Source organism: Streptosporangium sp. NPDC023615 (assembly GCF_040640155.1).
Lineage (GTDB): Bacteria > Actinomycetota > Actinomycetes > Streptosporangiales > Streptosporangiaceae > Streptosporangium.
Genome location: NZ_JBFABE010000009.1, coordinates 83,984 through 106,152 on the forward strand (window position 1 = coordinate 83,984; position 22,169 = coordinate 106,152).

15 protein-coding genes are annotated in these 22,169 nt (G+C 72.2%); 8 read left to right on the top strand and 7 right to left on the bottom strand.

The annotated features are described in order from the left end of the window. The first annotated feature begins 137 nt into the window (after positions 1 to 137). Positions 138 to 578, top strand: coding sequence for an ATP-binding protein (locus tag AB0G16_RS09955; RefSeq protein WP_362801522.1), 441 nt, complete (start codon positions 138 to 140; stop codon positions 576 to 578). 119 nt (positions 579 to 697) lie between these two features. Here the strand turns inward: AB0G16_RS09955 and AB0G16_RS09960 are convergent, their stop codons facing one another. The 7 genes from AB0G16_RS09960 to AB0G16_RS09990 form a co-directional block, all read right to left on the bottom strand. Then, positions 698 to 1,978, bottom strand: a complete 1,281-nt coding sequence (locus AB0G16_RS09960) for a DegT/DnrJ/EryC1/StrS family aminotransferase (protein WP_362801525.1) — start codon at positions 1,976 to 1,978, stop codon at positions 698 to 700. Beyond that, positions 1,975 to 3,081 (bottom strand): GNAT family N-acetyltransferase, encoded by a 1,107-nt coding sequence (locus AB0G16_RS09965; RefSeq protein WP_362801528.1) that lies wholly within the window; start codon positions 3,079 to 3,081, stop codon positions 1,975 to 1,977. The genes AB0G16_RS09960 and AB0G16_RS09965 overlap by 4 nt, the downstream gene beginning before the upstream one ends. Before the next feature lie 335 nt (positions 3,082 to 3,416). Continuing rightward, positions 3,417 to 4,595: a DegT/DnrJ/EryC1/StrS family aminotransferase gene (locus AB0G16_RS09970; protein WP_362801530.1), complete on the bottom strand. Its 1,179-nt coding sequence runs from the start codon at positions 4,593 to 4,595 to the stop codon at positions 3,417 to 3,419. Positions 4,596 to 4,649: 54 nt separating this feature from the next. Continuing rightward, on the bottom strand, positions 4,650 to 6,017 hold the full coding sequence (locus AB0G16_RS09975; RefSeq protein WP_362801533.1) for a hypothetical protein: 1,368 nt from the start codon (positions 6,015 to 6,017) through the stop codon (positions 4,650 to 4,652). Positions 6,018 to 6,557: 540 nt separating this feature from the next. Then, positions 6,558 to 6,941: an Lsr2 family protein gene (locus AB0G16_RS09980; protein ID WP_362801536.1), complete on the bottom strand. Its 384-nt coding sequence runs from the start codon at positions 6,939 to 6,941 to the stop codon at positions 6,558 to 6,560. A gap of 1,052 nt (positions 6,942 to 7,993) precedes the next feature. Then, positions 7,994 to 8,380 carry a DUF1622 domain-containing protein gene (locus AB0G16_RS09985; protein ID WP_362801539.1) on the bottom strand — a complete coding sequence of 129 codons (387 nt, stop codon included), beginning with the start codon at positions 8,378 to 8,380 and terminating at the stop codon, positions 7,994 to 7,996. A 348-nt stretch (positions 8,381 to 8,728) separates the two neighbouring features. Continuing rightward, entirely contained in the window at positions 8,729 to 9,853 is a 1,125-nt protein-coding gene (locus AB0G16_RS09990; RefSeq protein WP_362801542.1) for a DUF5925 domain-containing protein, read from the bottom strand. Between the two features lie 562 nt (positions 9,854 to 10,415). Here AB0G16_RS09990 and AB0G16_RS09995 point away from each other — a divergent pair. From AB0G16_RS09995 to AB0G16_RS10025, 7 genes are all read left to right on the top strand, one after another. Further along, positions 10,416 to 12,194, top strand: a complete 1,779-nt coding sequence (locus AB0G16_RS09995) for a peptidoglycan-binding protein (RefSeq protein ID WP_362801545.1) — start codon at positions 10,416 to 10,418, stop codon at positions 12,192 to 12,194. A 79-nt stretch (positions 12,195 to 12,273) separates the two neighbouring features. After that, positions 12,274 to 14,133 (top strand): methylmalonyl-CoA mutase family protein, encoded by a 1,860-nt coding sequence (locus tag AB0G16_RS10000; RefSeq protein ID WP_362801548.1) that lies wholly within the window; start codon positions 12,274 to 12,276, stop codon positions 14,131 to 14,133. Then, on the top strand, positions 14,130 to 16,295 hold the full coding sequence (scpA, locus tag AB0G16_RS10005) for a methylmalonyl-CoA mutase (RefSeq protein WP_362801551.1): 2,166 nt from the start codon (positions 14,130 to 14,132) through the stop codon (positions 16,293 to 16,295). The genes AB0G16_RS10000 and scpA overlap by 4 nt, the downstream gene beginning before the upstream one ends. Further along, positions 16,279 to 17,295 carry a methylmalonyl Co-A mutase-associated GTPase MeaB gene (meaB, locus tag AB0G16_RS10010; RefSeq protein ID WP_362801554.1) on the top strand — a complete coding sequence of 339 codons (1,017 nt, stop codon included), beginning with the start codon at positions 16,279 to 16,281 and terminating at the stop codon, positions 17,293 to 17,295. Before scpA ends, meaB begins: the two co-directional genes overlap by 17 nt. A gap of 647 nt (positions 17,296 to 17,942) precedes the next feature. Next, on the top strand, positions 17,943 to 19,232 hold the full coding sequence (locus tag AB0G16_RS10015; RefSeq protein WP_362801557.1) for a cytochrome P450: 1,290 nt from the start codon (positions 17,943 to 17,945) through the stop codon (positions 19,230 to 19,232). Then, positions 19,229 to 20,158: a terpene synthase family protein gene (locus AB0G16_RS10020; protein WP_362801560.1), complete on the top strand. Its 930-nt coding sequence runs from the start codon at positions 19,229 to 19,231 to the stop codon at positions 20,156 to 20,158. Before AB0G16_RS10015 ends, AB0G16_RS10020 begins: the two co-directional genes overlap by 4 nt. Next, positions 20,155 to 21,999, top strand: a complete 1,845-nt coding sequence (locus tag AB0G16_RS10025; protein ID WP_362801563.1) for a prenyltransferase/squalene oxidase repeat-containing protein — start codon at positions 20,155 to 20,157, stop codon at positions 21,997 to 21,999. Before AB0G16_RS10020 ends, AB0G16_RS10025 begins: the two co-directional genes overlap by 4 nt. Positions 22,000 to 22,169 lie beyond the last annotated feature (170 nt).

Consider the following 22,169-nt stretch of genomic DNA (forward strand, 5'->3'; position numbering starts at 1 on the left):
GGACACGCAGGTGGGTGCCGGTTCGGCAAGCCCCACCTGCCTGTCCGGTAAGTGATCGCATTCCTACTTTTCCGAGACATCTCCCGCCCCGACCTCCGCGTCTTCCCAGAAGCGAGAACGACATCGGAGGGGGCGTCATGAACGTACCGGAGTACGACGGCGACGAATGGGTTCTCCGCCTCGCGGGCCTGCCCGACCAGGTGGCCAGGGCCCGCCGCCTGGTCTCGGCGGCCCTGGGGCGCGACCATCCCCTCCACGACGACTGCGTCCTGCTGACCAGTGAGATCGCCACCAACGCGGTGATCCACTCCCGTTCCGCCGGTGACGGGACGTTCACCGTCACGGTGACCTGCTCGGCGACGGGCGTGCGGGTCTCGGTCCAGGACGAGGGCTCCTCGGAGGCCCCCTGCGCGTGCCGCGCCTCGGCCGAGGCGACCGGGGGCCGTGGCCTGCCCCTGCTGGAGGCACTGGCCCGCCGCTGGGGCCTGGTCAGGGAGGTCGGGTCCAACCGGGTCTGGTTCGAGCTGGCCCTGGAGCCGGCCGAGGTGCGCGCCGCCAGTCTGGCCGGCGCCAGGTGAGCCGGGGGAGCCGGTGAGGCCGGCTCCGCGCACGGCGCCCGGGGAGCCGGGACCCGCCGGGCCGGCACACCGCGAAACGGAGCCTAAGACGCGAAGGGCGGCACACCAGGAAACGGAGCCTAAGGCGCGAAGGGCGGCACGGCCGGGCGGGCGCCGAGCTCGGTCAGCAGCCGGGCCATCCGGCGCGCGCGCAGCGGGTCGACGGGCAGCACGTGGCCCGTCCACCACCGGGCCACCTCCGGTGTCGGCCCCTCCGGGACCAGGTCCAGGTAGTCGTCCAGCGGCGGGTCGTAGATGAAACCGGGCACCACGCCGCGGCTCTCCAGCCGGGTGACGAGCCCGTCGCGGTCCTCCACCAGCAGCGGCACCCGCAGCAGCGGCTGAGGCGCCGCCTCGCGGACGCCCTGGGCCGCCCACGGGGTGGCGCGCAGCAGCTCCACGCCGGCCACCCGCCGCTCCCGCTCGCGGTCGACCACCCGGAAGCGGGACCGCTGGTAGCCGCGCAGCAGAGCCCCCTGGCGCATCCTCCAGTCGTCCAGGTCGATGCGGAGCCAGTACCCCATGGCGTGCGGATCGACCGGATCGGCGGCGACGACCGCCCGCAGCTCCTCCTCGCGCGGCGGGCAGCGGTGGCCGGTCCACCGGACGAGACCGGCCGCCTTGAGGGCGTGCCACATCGGCCGGACCAGCCCGGTGCGGTAGATCGTCTCGCGCAGCGCCGGCCGCAGCGTGCCCGAGAGCTGCGCGCGCGCCCCACCGGGGAGCAGCAGCTCCTCCCGGGCACGCGCCAGCTCGGCCAGCGCGGCCGGATCCCGCGCGGTGAGGAACCCCCCGGACATCGAACGGCCGTGCTTGGCCAGGCTGAACACCCCGGCCTCGCCGAACGTGCCCGCCGGACGGCCGTCCACGGTCGTCTGCATGGCGTGCGCGGCGTCGTCCAGCAGGATCACGCCGCGCCGGTCGCACTCGGCCCGTAGCTCGGCCACCCGGTCGGGCTGACCGTACAGGTGCGTGGTGATCACACCGGCCAGGCCGGTCCAGTCCACGGCGGGGACGTCGATGTTGCCGTCGCGCCAGGAGACCGGAGCCATCACCGGCTCCAGCCCGGCGGCCAGCGCCGTGAACAGCACGGTCTCGCAGTTCGTCGGGGAGATCAGCACCCGGTCGCCGCGACCGAACCAGTGCCGCAGCGCCAGCAGCAGGCCGAACCTCGCGGACGGCACGTGCAGGCACTCCTGGCCGATCCGGTCGCGCATGGCCGCCTCGAGCGCCCGGCGGCCGTCCTCGGCGCCGCCGGGGCCGCCAAGCCCACCGCCGGGGCCACCGGGGCCGCTCCCAAGGCCACCGGGGCCGCTCCCAAGGCCGCCGGGGCCGGTGGAGACGGCGTCTCGCCCGCTCATTCGGTCCCTCCGCTCGTTCGTCCCCCGCCGTCGCGCAGCCGCCCGTACCGCTTCATGGCCCGGTCGGCGACGCCGTACAGCGCCGGGGTGTCCAGGATGAGGCGCCGCGTGCGGCGGACCGGTTCGGTGCGCAGCCAGTGCGCCACCGCCGTGGCCGACCTGCGGCGCACCGTGCCCTCGGAGACCGGGACCGTCCTGCTGCACAGCGCGTCCTTGTACTCCGAGCCGTTGCTGATGCCGAGGTCCAGCGAGCGCACCCCGACCCCGGCGGCGGCCTCGGCCATGCGCAGGTGCTGGATCAGGCCGGGGGAGTAGCGGGCGTACTCGGGGTCGTAGGCCGGGAACCAGCCGATCATCACGCTGTCGGTCCGCAGCCCGAAATGACCCGCCACGGGCCTGCCGTCCGCGTACAGCATCGACAGCGGCCCGACGAAGTCCGGGGTGTCGACGGCGTGCAGGCGCTCGACCAGCTCCACCACCCACGACCTGGCGAAGCGGTCGGGACGGCCCATCCGCCGGTACTGGGCCGACTTCCACTCCCGCAGCAGCCGCAGCTCGCCGGGGTCGCGCACCGAGAACTCCGAGGTGACCTCACCCACGTCGCGGCCGAGCTTCCGCTCCTTGTACAGGGTGCTCTTGACGAACTTCGGGGAGCGCCCGCGCAGGTCGGCGAGGAAGGCGGGGTAGCCGTCGGCGAGGTCCAGGACCACCGCCCGCTGCCTGAGCGTCTCGAACCGCCGGAACCACCGCTGCCCCTCGACCAGGCAACCGAACTCCCACACGCCCAGACCGCACGCCCGCAGCAGCGCGTCGGCGTCGAACTCGGCGCCGGGCCGGTGAACGAGTCCCTGGCAGAGCGAGACCCACCCGCCCAGGGCGGCGCCCACCCCGCCGCCGTGCCGCTCGAACGGGAAGAACCCGACGGGCCCGTCCGACTCGGTGATCACCGCCACCCGCGCCTCGGCCGAGACCTCCCCCATCGCGATCGTGAAGTCGGGGCTCAGGAAGGGGTTGGCCAGGTGGGCGCTGGAACGTTGCATCTCCCGCCAGGTCTTGACCTCGGCCGGTCCCAGCTCCCCGGGCCGGACGACGCTGACCCTCATACGTGGCCCCCGCCCCCGCGAAGGTGCTCGCCGGCCGCACCGGCGGTGGACGCCAACCTACCGTTCACGAGGGGAGGTCCTTTCTCGAGGCCTGAGGTCAGGCGCTGGGGGTCTCGGAACGGTCCCGTGGACCTCGTCGCCCACCCGGACGGGGCGACCCCTCGGACGTGAGCCCTCCCTGACCCCCCGGCCCCGATGGCGCCTCCCCCGAACCGCCGTTCGACGCGACCGGCCCGGGGTTGCGCCGACCCTGCCGGCGCAACCCCGGACCGCCGTCCGATGCGGCAAATCTATAGCGATACCGGCCCCGGCCGCCGCCCGACGCCGAAAGCCCCTCAGGCGATGTCCGAAACCACCGGGGCGGACGGCGCGGAGGGGCTCCCGGACCACACCGGCGGGACCGCCGGGGTGAGCCGCTCGACGACGGACATCGCGCGCCGGGCGTACAGCGGGTCGATCGGCAGCACGTGCCGGCCCCACCACCGCGCCACCTCCGGCGCCGGCGAGGGGTCGGTGAACTCCGGCAGGTAGCCGTCGTAGGGCGGGTCGTAGAGATAACCGGTGGCGACGCCGTGCCGCTCCAGCTCGGCGATGGCCTCGTCCCGGCGGCACACCAGCAACGGCACCCGGAAGAGCGGCTGGTCCAGGTGGCGGCGGACCGCGGGCGCCACGGAGGGCAGCGCGGCCAGCATCGAGACCCCCGCGATCCGCCGGGACCGCTGCCTCGGCAGCGTCCGCAGCCGCCGTGACTGGTACCAGCGGGCCAGGTGGCCGCGCCTGGTCCGGTAGTCGTGCAGGTCGGCCTGGACCCAGGAGTCGAACGCGGGCAACTGCGGCGCGTACTCCAGGGCCTGGAGCAGCTCCACCGGGCGCGGGGCGATCCGGTAGCCCTCGCGCTCCTCCTCCATTCCGAGCGCGCGCATCGCCCGCAGCGCCGGGCGGACCATGTTCAGTCGCAGCGCGGCGTGCCGGCTCGCCGAGGTCAGCACGCTGTGGATCTCCTTGCGGAAGACGCCCGGCTGCAGCAGCCGGTCACGCTCGCGCTCCAGGGCGCGCAGGTCCTCGGGGTGCTCCACCGCGAGCACCCCGCCGGAGCCCGCCCCGGCGTGCTTGGACAGGCTGAACACGCCCGCCACCCCGAAGGTGCCCAGCGGCCTGCCGTGCACGGACGTCTCGATCGCGTGCGCGACGTCCTCGATCAGGATCTTGCCCGCGAACGCGGACACCCGGTCCGGCAGGCCGTACAGGTTGGTGGTCAGGACGGCGTCCACGGTGTCGAGGTCGACGGCCCCGGCGTCGATGTTGCCGTCCTCCACCGAGAGGGGGGCGATGACCGGGCGGAGCCCGGCGGCGAGCACGAGGAAGAGGATCTCGTCGGCCGAAAGGGGGGACATCAGCAGCCGCTGGCCGGGACGGCACCAATGCCGCAGGGCCAGATACAGGCCCAGGCGGTTGGAGGGAAGCGAAAGGCAGAGGCGATCTGTCCGCTTCGCCACAATGTGCTCAGGAGTCACCGGAGACCGTCTATCACGTACGACCCCATGACCACAAGCGGTGGTGGGGTGACGCTAGTCGGCGCTCACCTGCGACATCTTGCTGTAACTGATCACTCTGCGGATGTTCGGGAAGATCAGCAGGGCGACCAGGAGCTGGCTGCCGAGCATCGCGTAGCCCACCGCGGCGATGCCGAAGTGAGGGAACAGCACCGCGATCGACGTGAGCACCAGAACGGCCATCCCGATCTGGATGACGGCCAGCCTGCGCGCCCGGCTCTGCGCGCGCAGCATGCTCAGGCAGATCTCGATCACCGTCTGGGGGAGCACCGCGATCGCCATCAGCCGCAGCAGCGGCGTGCCCGCCTCGGCGAACCCCGGGCCGAACACGCTCAGGATCAGCGGCGCGCCGACCACGACCACCACGATGACCGGCCCGACGATCAGGAAGGTACGGCGGAGGGCGTTGCGCACGCTGTCCGCCAGTTGCGCGGCGTTGAAGGAGCCCTCGACGGTCAGCGAGACCGCCATGTTCGCCGCCAGCAACCCGATCATGGAGCCCAGCGTGTGGGCGATCGAGAAGTAACCGAAGGTCGGCGCGTCGTCGAGCCAGCCCGCGACGATCACCGGGACCAGGTAGAGGATCAGCAGGATGGAGAACGCGCCGGGGAAGTCCCCGGCCAGGAAGCGCCCCACCTCGCGCAGGCGCGGCGGGTTGGCCGCGCTCACCTCGGTGTCCTTGACGTGCCGGGGGATGACGACACCGAAGATGAACCAGCTGATCGGCACCAGCGCGATGGCGGTCGGGATGATCCAGGAGACGAAGATGCCGCCGAACAGACCGCCCTCGGGCAGCGCGACCGCCAGCGCGGCGAGCATGCCCATCTTCACCAGCCCGAACGCCAGGCTGTTGACCGGCACCCAGACGGCCTTGCGCAGCCCGGCCAGCGTCACGTCCTGCAGGGTGAAGACGGTCCAGACGAGCACCGAGGCGAGGAAGAACAGCCCCGGGCCGAACCCGCCGAGGTGGCTGTAGACCGCCCCCCACATCGGCAGCGTCAGCAGGAACCCCAGCGCCGCGACCAGTCCGGTGGCGCCGGCGATCGCGTACCCCCGGAGCACGAACTCGGCGGTGCGGCGGCCGGCCACCGGGATGAACCTGGCCAGGGCGCCGGCGAAGGCCAGGCCGGTCAGGGAGGCGAACAGCCTCATGGCGCTGATCACGGCCTGGCCCTCGCCGAACGCGGTGGCGGTGTACAGGTGCGTGGCGAGGAACCAGTAGCCCAGTCCCAGGACGGCGGTGATCCCCGTGTTGATCATCAGCGCGTAGCCCTGCAGGAACAGCGGGTTCCGCAGATCCTTGCGCAGGCGGTCCATCAGGCCGGGCCTGCGGTCGGTGGCCACTGTCCGGCCCATCGTCTGGTCGCCTCCGTCGCGCGTCACGTCGTCATCATCGGCCGGAACCCTTGCGCCGGCCTTGCCGCCCGCTGTACGAGGACGGGACGGCGGCCCCGCGCGGGAGCCCGGCGGGCGGCGTCACGGGCGTCCGCCTCCCGTCACGAGACCGGCCGGTCACGGAGGGGAACATGAGAGTCGGCACGTGAGCCATGATGCCCCAGTTTCAGGCGCCCCGCGTCCGGCATACGCGTGGAAGCCCACAGGCGGATCGGATTGTGATATGGAGTGCCCTGTTTTCTGGGGAATGGAGAAACACAAAGTGAGCCGGCGCACACCGGCACCGGCGACGGACGCCGGGAAAGGGGAGGGACGGCCGGTCACCCGGCGGGCGGGAGTGACGCGGGCGCACGGAGGCGCCGGAGGTCATCGGCCGGGGCGGGGGACGCGGCCCGGCGGCCCGACGGTGTCCCCTGTGCCGGAGGCGCGTGTCTCCTCCGGTCCGGGAGCGGCACGTTCCCGCCGTCGTCTCGCGCACTCCCGGCCGGCTACGACGCCGTCACCCCTGAAGGGTCCGGGAGCCCGGTCCTAGTCGCTGAGCGCCGCCTCCGGGGTCTTCTTGGCCGCGGGCTTTGCCAGGCTGGGGTCGCCGGCGGCGAACGCCTCGGCCACCTTCCCCCCGATGCGTCCACGCTCGCTGACCTCTATCCCGTGGGACTTGGCCCATGCCCGGATCTCGGCGCTCCGCTCACGGTTGCCTCCGGCCCCCTTCGTCCTGCCCTTGCGCCCCGAGGAGGTGCTCGCCTTGCGGGCGACGGACTGGAAGGGCTTGAGGGCCTCGCGCAGCTTCGTGGCGTTCTTCGAGCTCAGGTCGATCTCGTAGCTGGTGCCGTCCAGGCCGAACGAGACGGTCTCGTCCGCCCGCTTCCCGGTGATGTCATCGGTGAACGTGACGACTTGCTGACGTGCCATTGTGTCACTCCTTAATCTTGGCGTCAGAGTGCGGCTGCGAACCCGGCCGACCGATGGTTCCCGCGTCTCTTCCCCGCGCGCAAAACTCTAGTCCCTCCTTTCACCGTCGTGCGCGGGAAACCCCTGTCCGCCGGAGATCCACCCTCCGGCGATAATTACCGGAGGTCGAACTCCGGGTCTCCACGTCATTGTGAAATGCTTCCCTGCGGGAGGGGATTAAAAACGGACGCGGCGCCCGGGGGTCCGCCGGTGGTCGTATGCCGGGGCCGGGGCTCGCCCGCGAGCCGGTTTTTCGGACGGCGGCGCGGAGGTCTTTGAAGTTTCGTGACCTACGGGTGGTTTTCGCCCTCACCGCCCTAAAAAAAGATGCGCGCGACTCACGATCGCCGTCCCTCGCTCCGCCGTCCGCCCTTCCGCGGGCGCTTCCGGATGTTCCGCGGCGCCCTCGTGCCGGCGCGTCACGCCCGGCCCGATCGCCACGGCGCGCCCCCGGTCCTTTGCGCTGCTCAGGAGGTACTCCGCGGCGCCGGCCCCGGGGACGCCCCGTGCCGTTCCGGTGCCGGTCCGGACGCGCGACGGCGGGCGGGCGGGGGGTGAGACGGACGCGGTCCGGGACACGTGAAGGCGGGGCGGGATCGCCACCGGTCGTTCCGTGGTAATTCGCACGCTCCGGATGTCCGTAACCGAACGCGTCGCGGGTTTCCCCGGGACAAATGAGTTGTCTCGCCCCCGAATGACTCCTGTCCCCCGCGGGTTTGCGGTCTTCCCGATCGGCGCCTTCGAAGAGCCACCCGGGGGCGCCACCGATCACATTGAGAGGCGGCGCGGCCACGCTCGGGTAAGACAAGGCTCTCCATCCGGACGGTGTGATTCCGGGCGTCTCGCATTGAGGGCGGCGGGCGGATGGGCGTGGTTTGCTCCATGACGACTATTGGTCCGTTCCACCGTCCTGCTGCTCAATCCACCGGGCTTCCCCGAATTGTTGGGTTGTCGCCGGGAAAGCGGGCGCTCCTTCGGCGCGGGCGGCGGCGGTGCCGGGCGGGGCCGAGGGGTCAGCCTTCGCCGTCCGGCCGGACCCGATCGCCCCTGCTTTCCACCGCGCGCCCCTCGCGCTCGATCTCCCGGTTGAGGAAGAAGTTCAGCGCGGTACGGATGGCGGCGATCGCCGCGAGCTGGCCGATCTGCGTGAAGCTCGGCGCGATGGCGGTACGCAGCACGTCGCTCGCGAGCTGGAACTCCAGGCCAAGTGCCAGGAACCGCCCCAGGAACAGCCGGACGGCGATGAAGCCCTGGTCGTGCCGCCGCAGGGCCACCACGACGAAGCGGACGAACGCGATGGCCGCGCCCGCGAAGATGACGGCGGCCCCGGCGACCTCGACGAGGCGGACCAGCAGGTTGACGAACTCCCGGAGGGTCTCCTCCGGTAGAAGATCGAGCATGCGCTGCTGTTACCCGGCGTCATCGCCGCCATGCGCCCCGAACGTCGCGGACGTCACACACGTCACACACGTCACATCGGTAACACCCGTCACCTGTGTCACAACGGCCCCCGCGACGACAGGCGTCACGGCAGCCTCTACCGTCACCGTCGTCACCCCGATCACGCCTGTCACGAAGGTGACGAACCTCACGGAGGCCGCCGTGCCCCCCGTCGGCGCGGCCGGCACGGAGACACGGCCGGCACGGAGACACGGCCGGCACCGGGACAGGGCCGGCACCGGGACAGGGCCGGCGCGGAGGCCCCGCGGGCCTGAACGCTCCCCGGCGCCCCGGGGAGCCCGGGGGCCTCAGAGATAGAGCCCGGTGTTCTCCGGGACGGTGGTGCGGTCGAGCACGCCCTCGCGGAGCGCGAAGAGCTCGGCGAGGGTGGCGCCGGAGCGGGGGAGGCCCTCGGTGGTGCCGAGCCAGCGGGCCGCCTCCTCGTACGGCAGGCGGCCGACCTCGATCCGGGAGAGACAGCGGCCCGGCCGGGTGACGGCGGGGTGCAGATGGGCCAGGTCCTCGTTGGTGGTGATGGCCACCAGGACGTCGCGGCCCTGGCCGAGGAGCCCGTCGGTCAGGTTGAGAAGACGCGACAGGCCCTGCCCGACGGCCTCCTTCGCGCCCGACCGGATCAGCTCGTCGCAGTCCTCCAGCACCAGGAGGCGCCAGCGGTCGCCTCCCCCGTCCTCACCGTCCATGCCGCCGTCCATGCCGACCGCCACCTCCATGAGGTAGCCGGGGGACTGGAACAGCGTCTCCGGGTCCAGCACGCAGTCGACCTGGCACCACGACCGCCACTCGTAGGCGAGCGTGCGCAGCAGCGTCGTCTTGCCGGTCCCCGGCGGGCCGTGCAGCAGCACCAGCCGGCCGTGCACCTCGGAGGGGGTGACGGACATCAGCCGGGAGAGCGGCCCGCCCACCGAGGCGGCGTAGTTGCCGGAGACCTCCGCCCAGGGGGAGGCGGTGATCGGCTTGCCGGCGCGGCGGCCGCCGTGCGGGCTCTGCCACCAGAAGCCCATGTCGACGTGGTCGCTCTGCGGGGCGGGCTCCTCGGCGTCCCTGGTGACCTCGTCGAGCACCGAGCGGGCCAGCTCCTCGTCGACCGCGGTCACGCTGACCGTGGCGGCGCGGTTGCGGTAGCGGACCACGCGCAGCGTCCACCCCTCACCGCGCAGCAGGCGCGAATCGGGGCCGTCCTTGTCCGAGGCAGCCCGCACGAGCGTTCCCGAGGCGGGGGCGAGGGGGGCGTCGGCGCGGACCCGCTCCAGGCTCGCGGTGCACGACCACGGCTGGGCCCCGGTGGCGAACGGCGACAGCGCCAGCGCGTCGATCACGTCCACGGCGGAGTCGTTGTCGTCGAGCCAGATCCCCATCGGCACCTGCGCCGGGTCTGGTTCCGGCGTGAAGCGGGCCTCCCTGAGTACGGACATGGCGGTAATGATCCTCGCGGAACCTCCCCCGGTCGACGGGTTTTAGGCCGTGTCCTGCAGGGTGGGCCCGAGGTGTCGCTCGGGGCGGGTCATGGCCGCGGCGAGGGTGAGAGAGGCCGGGCAGGTGTAGGGGTGACGCTCGTAGGGGGGTGACCGGTTCCGTCGCCGCCCTCCTTGAGCGTGACCTCGATTCGTTTCCCGCCGGAGGAGAAGGGGGTGGCGGAGGCGACGCCGTCGCCGGCCCACGCTCCGGCGAAAGAGACCGAGGACCTCGACCCCGCTCCCTGGCCGTCGATCCGTGGTTTCGGCACCGACGTATTTGGAAGAGGTACTCCCGCGCCGGATCACTTCTGGAACCTGGCGTGACGGTTCGGTGGCGGACGGTATTCGGATGAATTCGCTGCATGTGGCAGAGGGTGACCGATAGTGTCTGTCGAGCCGTCGTTGAGCTTTCGCGTCGCCTGCCCCTCTGGAGACACCTGTGGCTGACATCGTGCCCCGTCGCGAATGGGGGGCTCGCCCTCCTCGCGGATCATACTCGCCGATCTCCTCCACCAGAGGAGTGAAGGTCCACTACACCGGCGGACAGGTCGACCCAGCCATAGTCGACGACCACAAAAAGTGCGTGACCTTGGCGAAGTCCATTCAAAACCATCATATGGATGGAAACGGATGGATGGACATCGGCTATTGCGTCGACGAACAGACGGAGATTCTTACCCGAGAAGGCTGGAAATCATACAGGGATCTCCATGTGGGGGACATGGCACTCACCCTGAATCACGAAACGGCGATGTCCGAATGGCAACCCGTCCTTGAGGTGTGCGTGTTCCCGGCGATGGAACGAGACATGGTGCGGATGGAAGGAGCCTCTCACTCGTCGCTGACGACTCCGCATCATCGTTGGCCCGTCGAGCGTTACCGGCGGCGTACCGGTACCGAACGGCAAAAGGGTTCCGACGGAAAATGGCTCCCCACCGGCAAGGCTCAGCGATCCGTCACCGGTCACGAACGGCTGTGGGTGACTTCCGAGACCATCGGTTACTGGGACCGGATCCCGATTGCGGCCCCGTGCGCCGACCTGCCGACCGAGGCGAAGTGGTCTGACGCGTTCGTCGAGGTGCTCGCCTGGTTCTGGACCGAGGGGCATGTCAAGGCGGCCCGCAACGGCAAGTCCACCAGCGTGGCCATCTATCAGTCACTGAATAATTCTGCGAATGTCGCGAGTATAAGATCGGCTCTCGGTGAAATGTTCGGCCCTCCGGCCGATAAATTCCCCCGTGTCGGGCGCCTCACCGATGGTGTGCCACGTTGGCGCGAGGTCGTCAACCGGCATCTCGTGGAGTTTCACCTCTCGTCCGACGCGGGTCGCCATCTGTTGGAGATGGCACCTGGAAGGGTTCCTGGATTCGACTTCCTGCTCGCACTGACCAAAGCCCAGCTCGCCCTCTTCATTGAAACCTCCTTGCTCGCTGACAACGCGGGCAAGGACAGGTTGGCGCAGAAGGAACGGGCCGCAGCGGAAGCGTTCATGTTCGCGGTTCTCCTGTCGGGCAGGGCTGCGTCGCTTCGGCGTAGACCCCCGACACTGAGTTGCAACACGGATATGTGGCTGGTCACCATCCGGCAACAGCGGAACTTCGCTCCGCGAAGTGCGGCCGCCGGTAAAGCCGCCACATTCAGGATCGGGCGGCAAAAATATCTCGGTGAGGTTTGGTGTCCGCGCACCGAGAACCAGAGCTGGCTCGCGCGTCGGGACGGCTCTGTCTACTTCACAGGGAACACTCTGCTGGTCTGCCCGCATCGGAAGGTCTTCGAGGGGCGCGGCCCGAACCGCGTGCCGGCCGCCAACGGCGCCGGGCTCAACAGCGACCACTACGCGGTCCTCGGCCTGGTGGGCTCCTCGGGGTTCACCAAGCCCAACGACGGCATCCTGCACGGCATCCTCGACGCCATCGAGTACCTCAGGGACAAGGGCGGCGCGGGCCGGGAGATCAAGGGCCACCGCGACGGCTACTCGACGAGCTGCCCGGGGGAGCCCCTGTACGCGTGGGTCAAGAAGGGCGCCCCCCGTCCCGGCGCGGGCCCCGGCGGCCCGCCCGAGCCGCACCCCTCCTTCCCCGGCCGTACGCTCACCCAGCCGCCGATCATGCGGGGCGAGGACGTCCGCACCTGGCAGCGGCAGATGCTGGAGCGGGGCTGGGACCTCGACGTCGACGGCCTGTACGGCCCGGCCTCCGAGGACGTGTGCCGCAGGTTCCAGAAGGAGAAGGACCTGCCGGTCACCGGCGCGGTCGACCGGGTGACCTGGAACGCCTCCTGGGAGGAGCCGACCGACTGATCCGTGGCCCGCGACGGGATCGGCGCCGAGCCCGAACCCGGCGAGCGCTCCCGGTCCGGCTGCGCCTAGTATCCGGTGCATGACGGTGCCGCCTGAGGACCCTCGATCGGCCGGCGAGTTCCCATCGGTCACCCGTGAACGGTGGCGGGAACTGGCGCTCGGGGTGCTGCGCAAGTCCGGAGTCGAGGCCGGCTCCCCGGAGGAGGCGCTGGCCTTCACCACCCACGACGGCGTGACGATCGCGCCGCTCTACGACGCCTCCGACCTGCCGGGAGACCCGGGCCTGCCCGGGCGGGCCCCCTACATCCGGGGTGCTCGCGCCCAGGGCGGCTGGGAGGTGCGCCAGCGCCACGAGACGCCCGATCCCGGGGCGATCCTCACCGACCTGGAGAACGGCGTCACCTCGCTCTGGCTCGCCCTGGAGCCCGAGGACCTGCCCGGCGCCCTGCGCGGGGTCCACCTGGATCTGATCTCGGTCGCGCTGGACGCGGGCGGGCGGACGCGCGAGGCGGCCGAGGCGCTGTTCGCGACGGCCGCCCGGAGCGCCGGCGCGGGCGGGAGCGCCGGCGCGCGCGGAAACGGCGGGGCGCACGGAAACGGCGGGGCGGGCGGGGGTGGCGGGGGCGCGACCCTGACCGGCACCCTGGGCGCCGACGCGCTGGCCGACGCCCGCACCGCGGCCGAGCTGGCCCGCCGCTGCGTGGCCGACCACCCGGGCCTGCGGGCGGTCGTGGTGGACGCCACGCCGTACCACGACGCGGGAGGCGGCGACGCCGAGGAGCTGGGCTGCTCCATCGCGGCCGGGGTCGCCGCGCTGCGTGTCCTGACCGACGCCGGTCTGGAGGCGCGCGAGGCGTTCGGCCAGCTGGAGTTCCGCTACGCCGCCACCGCCGACCAGTTCCTCACCATCGCCAAGCTCCGCGCCGCCCGCAGGCTCTGGGCGCGCGTGGCCGAGGTGTGCGGCGTCCCGGAGGAGCCGCAGCGGCAGCACGCGGTGACCGGCTCGGCCATGATGACCGCCCGCGACCCGTGGGTGAACATGCTCCGTACCACGCTCGCCTGCTTCGCGGCCGGGACCGGCGGCGCCGACGCGGTCACCGTGCAGCCCTTCGACACCCGGCTCGGCCTGCCCGACGCCTTCTCCCGCCGGATCGCGCGCAACACCCAGTCGCTGCTGGTGGAGGAGGCGGGCGTGGCCCGGGTGGTCGACCCGGCCGGGGGCTCCTTCTACGTCGAGCGGCTGACGGAGGACCTGGCGGACGCGGCCTGGGGGTGGTTCCAGGAGATCGAGCGCGCCGGCGGGATGGCCGCGGCCCTCGCCTCGGGCCTCGTCGCCGGGCGCCTGTCGGCCACCCGGGAGCGGCGCTCGGCCGCCATCGCCCGCCGCCGCGACCCGATCACCGGCGTCAGCGAGTTCCCCGACCTCGACGAGCGGCCCGTGCTCAGGAAGCCCAGGCCCGGTCCCGGGCCCACCGCGAGACCGGGGGGCCCCGGTGAGCGCCACGCGGGGGAGAGCGTGCACTACGCGCGGGAGTTCGAGGCGCTGCGCGACCTGGCCGACGCGCGGCCGGAGCGGCCGAGGGTCTTCCTCGCGACCGTCGGCCCGGTGGCCGCGCACACCGCGCGGGCGTCGTTCGCGGCCAACCTGTTCCGGGCGGGCGGCATCGCCACCGTCCCCGGGGGCGCGTCGACGGACCCGGCGGAGATCGCCGCCGCCTTCGCCGCCGCGGGCACCCCGGTGGCCTGCCTGTGCTCCAGTGACCGGCTCTACGCCGAGCACGCCGAGACGGTGGCCGCCGCGCTGAGGGACGCGGGCGCGAGGCGGATCTGGATCGCGGGCAAGGGGGAGTTCGAGGGCGTGGACTCCCGGCTTTACGCCGGATGCGACGCGCTCGGCGTGCTCCGCACGACATTCGACGACCTGGGGGTGCCCCGGTGATTCCCGACTTCTCCGAGATCGAGCTCGGCCCGCGACCGGCCACCGGCGTCCCGGCCGCCCCGGCCGCCCCGGCGTCCGCCCCGGCGCCCGAGGAGGTGTGGGAGACGCCCGAGGGCATCGGCGTCCGGCCGCTCTACACCGCGGCCGACACCGACGACCTGGACTTCCCGCACACCTACCCCGGCGCCGCGCCCTACCTGCGCGGGCCGTACCCGACGATGTACGTCAACCAGCCCTGGACGGTGCGGCAGTACGCCGGGTTCTCCACCGCGGGCGAGTCCAACGCCTTCTACCGGCGCAACCTGGCCGCCGGGCAGAAGGGCCTGTCGGTCGCCTTCGACCTGGCCACCCACCGGGGCTACGACTCCGACCACCCCCGGGTGACCGGCGACGTCGGCATGGCGGGCGTGGCCATCGACTCCATCCACGACATGCGCCAGCTCTTCGACGGCATCCCGCTCGACAGGATGAGCGTGTCGATGACGATGAACGGCGCGGTGCTGCCGGTGCTGGCGCTGTACGTCGTGGCCGCCGAGGAGCAGGGGGTGGCGCCCGAGCAGCTCGCCGGGACCATCCAGAACGACATCCTCAAGGAGTTCATGGTCCGCAACACCTACATCTACCCGCCGGCGCCGTCGATGCGGATCATCTCCGACATCTTCGCCTACACCAGCGAGCGGATGCCGAAGTTCAACTCGATCTCGATCTCCGGCTACCACATCCAGGAGGCCGGGGCCACCTGCGACCTGGAGCTGGCCTACACCCTCGCCGACGGCATGGAGTACCTGCGCGCCGGCGTCGGGACGGGCCTGGACGTCGACCGGTTCGCGCCGAGGCTGTCGTTCTTCTGGTGCATCGGCATGAACTTCTTCATGGAGGTCGCCAAGCTCCGGGCGGCCCGGCTGCTGTGGGCGCGCATCGTCTCCGGCTTCGGCGCGAAGAACCCCAAGTCGCTGTCGCTGCGGACGCACAGCCAGACCTCCGGCTGGTCGCTGACCGCCCAGGACGTCTACAACAACGTGGTGCGCACCTGCGTCGAGGCGATGGCCGCCACCCAGGGCCACACCCAGTCGCTGCACACCAACGCCCTGGACGAGGCGCTGGCCCTGCCCGGCGACTTCTCCGCCCGCATCGCCCGCAACACCCAGCTGCTGCTGCAGCAGGAGTCGGGCACCTGCCGGGTCATCGACCCCTGGGGCGGCTCCTACTACGTCGAGCGGCTCACCCACGAGCTCGCCGGGCGGGCCTGGGCGCACATCGAGGAGGTCGAGGCCGCCGGGGGCATGGCGAAGGCGATCGACGCCGGGCTGCCCAAGCTCCGCATCGAGGAGGCCGCCGCCCGCACCCAGGCGCGCATCGACTCCGGCCGTCAGCCCGTCATCGGCGTCAACAAGTACCGGCCGGAGACCGACGAGCCCGTCGAGGTGCTCAAGGTCGACAACAGCGCGGTCCGCGCCGAGCAGCTGGAGAAGCTGCGCCGCCTGCGCGCCGAGCGCGACCCCGTACGGGTGGAGCAGGCGCTGGCGGCCCTGAGCAAGGGGGCCGAGGGCGACGGGAACCTGCTCGCGCTCTCCATCGAGGCGGCCCGCGCCATGGCCACGGTCGGGGAGATCTCCGACGCGCTGGAGAGGGTCTTCGGCCGGCACGCGGCGCAGATCCGTACGATCACCGGGGTGTACCGCGAGGAGGTGGGGTCCGGGGTGGACGAGGTCCGGGCCGCGTGCGCCGAGTTCGAGCGCCTGGAGGGGCGCCGTCCCCGGATCCTGGTGGCCAAGATGGGGCAGGACGGCCACGACCGGGGCCAGAAGGTGATCGCCACCGCCTTCGCCGACCTCGGCTTCGACGTCGACGTCGGCCCGCTGTTCCAGACGCCCGAGGAGGTCGCCCGCCAGGCCGTCGAGGCCGACGTCCACGTGGTCGGGGTGAACTCGCTGGCCGCCGGGCACCTCACGCTGGTGCCCGCGCTGCGCGAGGCGCTGGCGGAGCTGGGCGCCGAGGACGTCATGATCGTGGTCGGCGGCGTCATCCCGCCCGGCGACTTCGACGCGCTGCGCGCGGCGGGCGCGAGCGCGATCTTCCCGCCCGGCACCGTGATCGCCGACGCCGCCCGCGGGCTGCTGGCCGACCTCCTCACCCGGCTGGGCCATGACGCGGGCGCTTGACGACTACGTCCGGGGGGTGACCGAGGGGTCGCGGGCCTGGATCGGGCGCGCGATCACGCTGGTGGAGTCCACCCGGGCCGACCACAGGCAGGCGGCCCAGCGCCTGCTGGCCGAGCTGACCCCGCGCGCCGGCGGGGCGCGCAGGGTCGGCGTCACCGGCGTGCCGGGGGTGGGCAAGTCCACCTTCATCGACGCCCTGGGCACCCGGCTGACGGGTCAGGGGCACCGGGTGGCGGTGCTGGCCGTGGACCCGTCCTCGACGCGCACCGGCGGGAGCATCCTGGGGGACAAGACCCGCATGTCGCGCCTGGCGACGGACCCGGCGGCGTTCATCCGCCCCTCGCCCACCTCGGGCACGCTGGGCGGCGTCACCCGGGCGACCCGCGAGGCGATGGTCGTGGTGGAGGCGGCCGGCTACGACGTCGTGCTGGTGGAGACCGTGGGGGTCGGCCAGTCCGAGACGGCCGTCGCCGACATGGTGGACACCTTCCTGCTGCTCACCCTGGCCAGGACCGGCGACCAGCTCCAGGGCATCAAGAAGGGCGTGCTGGAGCTCGCCGACGTGATCGCCATCAACAAGGCCGACGGGGCCGAGGGCAGCCCGCACGAGCTGGACGCGCGCCGGGCCGCGAGGGAGCTCGCCGGGGCGCTGCGCCTGCTGGGCGCGGACCGGACGCCCCCGGTGCTCACCTGCAGCGGGCTGACCGGCGCCGGGCTGGACGAGCTCTGGGAGAGGATCACGGCCCATCGCGACGCGCTGGAGGCCTCGGGGGAGCTCGCCGAGCGCCGCCGCCTGCAGCAGGTCCGCTGGACCTGGGCGCTGATCACCGACCGGCTGCTGGCCCGGCTCCGCGAGCACCCCGGGGTCGCGGCGATCGTCGCCGGGGTGGAGGACGAGGTCCGCGAGGGCCGGCTGACCCCGTCGGCGGCGGCCGACCGCGTTCTGGACGCCTTCGACCCCGAGTCCCCCGCAGGCGGTGAGCAGGCGGCTCACGGGTGAGCCTCCATGCGCCGAGCCGCCGGACCGGCCGTTCCCCGGGGGCGCGTTCTCACGCGCCACGGCCGCCGGAAATCCCGTTCCCGTCGTGGCGGGACCTCGTTCGCGGGCCCGGACGGCTCTTCGGGCGGCCGGACGTCTCGTCCTCGCGGGCGGGCGGAACGACGGGGGCGGCGGTAGGCCGGACGGATACGCTCCGTCATCTTGACGGTGCCTGTCAACTATGTCAAGCGTGCGGTCGGCGAAGTTCGTGTTAATGGTGGGTTTCGTCCCGTTACGGCCATCTATTTAGGTGTATGGGTTGATCGTTCTGGGGTGATCATGTGATAATCCGCCCTAACAGAATGGATGTGCAATAAAAGAACTTTAGATATGCATCGTACGAGAAGGCACGGGAAGGCACGCGAGGGCTGACCGGACCAGACCGGTTCTGGCCTTTTCTCGTACATCGGCACCCTATGACGCGCCGGTTGTTCCCGGCTCGCGTCGCACCGCCCGTGCGATCCGCCGCGGACGGCCGTAACGCTGCGTTCCGACGCGGCGCCAGGTGGGAGAACACACCCATGTCGATCGACGCGAGCGCCCCGACGCTCCGCCGTGCCCGGACCATCCCCATTCACCGGGTTCTTCCGGATTTTGCCCGCGATCCCGTGAACACCCTGGCGGACATCAGCGGGCAGGTGGACGGTGAGCTCGTCCGGCTGAGTCTCGGTCCCTTCCGCCCCTACCTGGTGACGCGCCCGGATCACATCCAGCAGGTGCTGAAGTCCGACTGGACGAACTACCAGCGCGAAGGCATGTTCTGGCAGCCTTTGCGGCGCGTCCTCGGCGCCAGCATCCTCGGGGACGGAGAGCCCTGGAAGTCCAGCAGGAAGGCGCTTCAGCCCCTTTTCACCGCGCGCTACGTCACCTCGCTGGCCGGGACGATGGCGGAGGTCATCAACCAGCGGATGGACGAGCTCGACGAGTACGCCGCCGCGGGGCGTTCCATCGACGCCGCCGAGCAGATGACAGGCATCGTGAACGCCGCCGTGGTGCGGGCGCTGTTCGGGGACAGGATCAGCCGCGCGGACGGCGAGCGTCTCGCGCCCGCCTACGCCACCGCGGCCGGTTCGATCGCCTTCCGACTGGTCATGCCGTTCATGCCTTACTCCATCCGGGTACCCGGCGACCGGGCCTTCATGAAAGCCGTCGAGACGATCGACGACGTGGTGTTCCCGCTGATCAGGAAGGCGCGGGCCGACTCCTCCGGCGGTCCCGACGTCATCTCCGCCCTCTGTGAACTGCGTGACGGCGATGCGGCTGGCGACCGGCAGATCCGTGACGATCTCGTCAGCGTCTACGGGGCGGCGTCGGAGTCCACCGCCATGACCCTGACCTGGCTGTGGCCGCTCCTCGACGCGCACCCCGAGGTCACGGCCAGGCTGCGCGAGGAGATCGGCCGCGTGGTCGGCCATGGCCCGGTGGCCCCCGAGCACGTCCCCGACCTGCGCTACACCCGCATGGTCCTGCAGGAACTCCTCCGCCTCTATCCGGCGGGCTGGATCTTCCCCCGGATGGCGATGCGGGACAGCGAGATCGGCGGCGTGCGGATCAAGGCGGGTTCCCAGGTACTGATCAGCCCTTACGCCACGCACAGGCTGAAGGAGTTCTGGGAGCGGCCGCTGGAGTTCGACCCCGAGCGCTTCGCCCCCGGCGGCCAGCCGCGCCGGCACAAGTACGCCTACTTCCCCTTCGGCGGCGGTCCGCACCAGTGCCTGGGCCAGCACCTGTTCTACGTCGAGGCGCCCCTGCTGCTCGGGGCGCTCCTCGGCCGCTTCCGGATCGGCGTCCGGTCGAAGGGGCCCTTCACCGCGGCCGCGGCCGCCTCGCTGCAGCCCAGGCAGAACATCGAACTGGACATCACCCGGGTCGAGCGCGTCGCGGGCGGTGTGCGGTGACCGCTCTCCACGGGCTCGGCGGCCTCGACGACCTCGGTGTTCCCGGCACCGCCGCGGGCCCGGACGGCCTGCCTGACGCCGTCGGCATCGGGATGACCTGCGCCGTGGCCGGGCAGTGCCAACGCGACATGCGCGGATGGGCCGCCGCCTACCCCGGCCTGTTCTCCGCCAGGCCCTTCGACGCGGCCCTCTACAGCACACTGTCACTGGCCATGGCGTTCAGCGGTCCCTGGTTCGACGCCGAGCGGCTGCGAATGGCCAACAAGGTCTGCCTGTGGGCGTTCGCCCTGGACTGGCTCGTCGACTACGTCGCCACCTCGCCGACCGAGGCCGAGGACGTCACCCGGCGGAGCCTGGCCACGGCCGAGGGCGCGCCTCCGGTGCCCGGGGACGACCTGACGCGCATGCTGGCCGACATCCGCGACGAGCTCGCCACCTCGCCCGCCTTCCCGGTGCTCGGCCCGGTCTGGCGCGAGGAGTTGAGGCTCATGCTGGACGCCATGCTGCTGGAGTGGCGCTGGAAGGTCGAGGGCGGCCGCCCGTCGTTCGAGGAGTACCTCGGCAACGCCGACAACCTGGGCTTCTCCTTCGCGTTCACCTCCCACTGGGTCCATACCTCGGGGCCGGTCGACGAGGCGGACATCGCGCCGATCCGTGAGGCGAGCCGGGCGGTCCAGCGCGTGATCCGCCTGCTCAACGACCTGGGCACCTACGAACGCGACCTGAGCTGGGGCGATCTCAACGCCCTGCTGCTCGGTACCGGCCGTCCCGAGGTCGAGCGGCACATCGCCGCGCTCGCGGCCACGAGCCGGAGGCTCATCGCGCCCCTGCGCCACGGGCATCCGGAGATCGCGGGATACCTGGAGCGGCAGATGGACTTCTGCGCCGGGTTCTACCGGGTCGGCGACTACTGGGGGGCCCTGTGAGCGTCTCCGAGAGCGTCTTCGGGACACACGTGCCCGGAGCGCGACGGGAACGGCTCCTCGCGCGCGTCGACGTGGCCGCCGAGGCGCGCGGTCTGATGGCCGGGCTCCTGGCCAAGCCCTGGGGGCAGGTCTCCGCCTCGGTCTACGAGACCGGGCGGGTGGTGAGCTCGGCGCCGTGGCTCTCCGGCCACGCGCATCGCGTCCGCTTCCTGCTGGACTCCCAGCGCCCCGACGGCGGCTGGGGCCTTCCGGACGGCTACGACCTGGTCCCCACGCTGAGCGCGACCGAGGCCCTCCTCGCCGAGCTGCGGCGAGGCGGCCACCCGCACCCGGAGGGAACCGGGCGCGGTTCCCGGGGTGACGGCCACGCTCCCGAGCCGTTCCCCGAGCCGTTCCCCGGGCCCGGCGCCCGCGTCCTGGCGGAGGCGGCCGGGCGCGGGCTGTGGACGCTGAGACGCCGGCTGGGCGAGTGGACGCGGGCCTGCCTGCCGGACATGCCGGCGATCGAGCTCATCGTGCCCGCCCTGGCCTCCGCGATCGACTCCCATCTGGCGCCGGGCGAGAACCTGCAGACGCCTGCGGGCATGGACGGGGCCAAGCTGGCTGCGATCCGTTCCCGGCTCGTCTCGGGCGCCGCCGTGCCGCACAAGCTCGCCCACGCCCTGGAGGTGGTCGGGAAGGCCGCCGCGGGCGCCGCGGACGTCAGCCCCACCCCGCTCTCCCCGGCCCTGGCCGGAGACGGCCGCGCGGTCGGCGCGATCGGCGCCTCGCCCGCGGCGAGCGCGGCGTGGCTCGGGGACCGGGGCGCCGCCGATCCGGGCGATTCCGTTCTGTGCTACCTGGAGGCGGTCGCGGGCGGGGCCGGCGGCCCCGTGCCATGCGCCACCCCGGTCACGGTGTTCGAGCGCGGGTGGGTGCTGAGCTGGCTGCTGCGCGCCGGGATCCGCACGACGGTGCCGGCCTCGCTGACGGCGAGCCTGAGCGACGCGCTCGGTCCCGGCGGCACGGCGGCGGGACCGGGACTGCCGCCGGACGCCGACACCACCTCCGTCGCCTTCCACGCGCTGGCCCTGCTGGGGACCCCGCTCGAACCCGCCGGGCTGTGGGCGTACGACACGGGCACCCATTTCTGCACCTGGCAGGGGGAGGATGGGGCGTCCCCGACGGTCAACGCGCACGTCCTGGACGCCTTCGGCGAGTACCTGCGCCGCGGCGCGGGCCCGGCCGACCCTCGCTACGCCGCGGCCGTGACCAGGATCTCCGCCTGGCTGCGTGACCGGCAGGAGCCCGACGGGAGCTGGCTGGACCGCTGGCACGCCTCCCCGTACTACGCGACGGCCTGCTGCTCGATCGCGCTGGCGGACTTCGGGGGACCGGAGTCGGAGGCCGCGGTGCGGGCCGCGGGGGACTGGGTCGTCACCACCCAGCGCCCCGACGGGTCCTGGGGCCGTTGGGCGGGAACCGCCGAGGAGACCGCGTACGCGCTGCAGACCCTGCTGCTGGCCGCGGGCCCGGTCTCAGGTCACGCGGCGGGCCATGACGACGCGCGCGCCGCCGCCCTGGAGCGAGGCCACCGCTCCCTGCTGGCCTCGATCACCGACCGGGGTGAACCCGTCGACGCCCCGCCGCTCTGGCACGACAAGGATCTCTACCTGCCGGCCGCCATCGTGCGGGCGGCGGTCCTGGGAGCCCTCCACCTCTCGGACCGGGCCGCGTCCACGGAGTTCTCGGCGTGCCCGTCCTCCCCGGATCCCTCGGTGCCGGGGCTTTCCTCGGTCCTCTCCGGGCTCCCGCTGTCCCTCTCCACGGCGGGGAGCGGTCCCGGCACCTCCCGCTTGTGACAAGGAGTAATCATTCATTAACAGCGACTTGACCAAAAAAGGACATCTATGAGGTGATTTCCAGGTCACCTTGAGTGTATTTCACGACATTGCTAAGGTTCACCGGGTGTGACGCTGGGCGCCGCCGGTGTGTGTTGCGACTGCGGCATGGCGTCAGGTGATTCACGCGT

Coding starts and splice junctions, on each gene's coding strand:
- AB0G16_RS09980 (WP_362801536.1), bottom strand. CDS start 6,941: ATGGCACGTCAGCAAGTCGTCACGTTCACCGATGACATCACCGGGAAG.
- AB0G16_RS09955 (WP_362801522.1), top strand. CDS start 138: ATGAACGTACCGGAGTACGACGGCGACGAATGGGTTCTCCGCCTCGCG.
- AB0G16_RS10000 (WP_362801548.1), top strand. CDS start 12,274: ATGACGGTGCCGCCTGAGGACCCTCGATCGGCCGGCGAGTTCCCATCG.
- AB0G16_RS09965 (WP_362801528.1), bottom strand. CDS start 3,081: ATGAGGGTCAGCGTCGTCCGGCCCGGGGAGCTGGGACCGGCCGAGGTC.
- AB0G16_RS09990 (WP_362801542.1), bottom strand. CDS start 9,853: ATGTCCGTACTCAGGGAGGCCCGCTTCACGCCGGAACCAGACCCGGCG.
- AB0G16_RS09960 (WP_362801525.1), bottom strand. CDS start 1,978: ATGAGCGGGCGAGACGCCGTCTCCACCGGCCCCGGCGGCCTTGGGAGC.
- meaB (WP_362801554.1), top strand. CDS start 16,279: ATGACGCGGGCGCTTGACGACTACGTCCGGGGGGTGACCGAGGGGTCG.
- AB0G16_RS09985 (WP_362801539.1), bottom strand. CDS start 8,380: ATGCTCGATCTTCTACCGGAGGAGACCCTCCGGGAGTTCGTCAACCTG.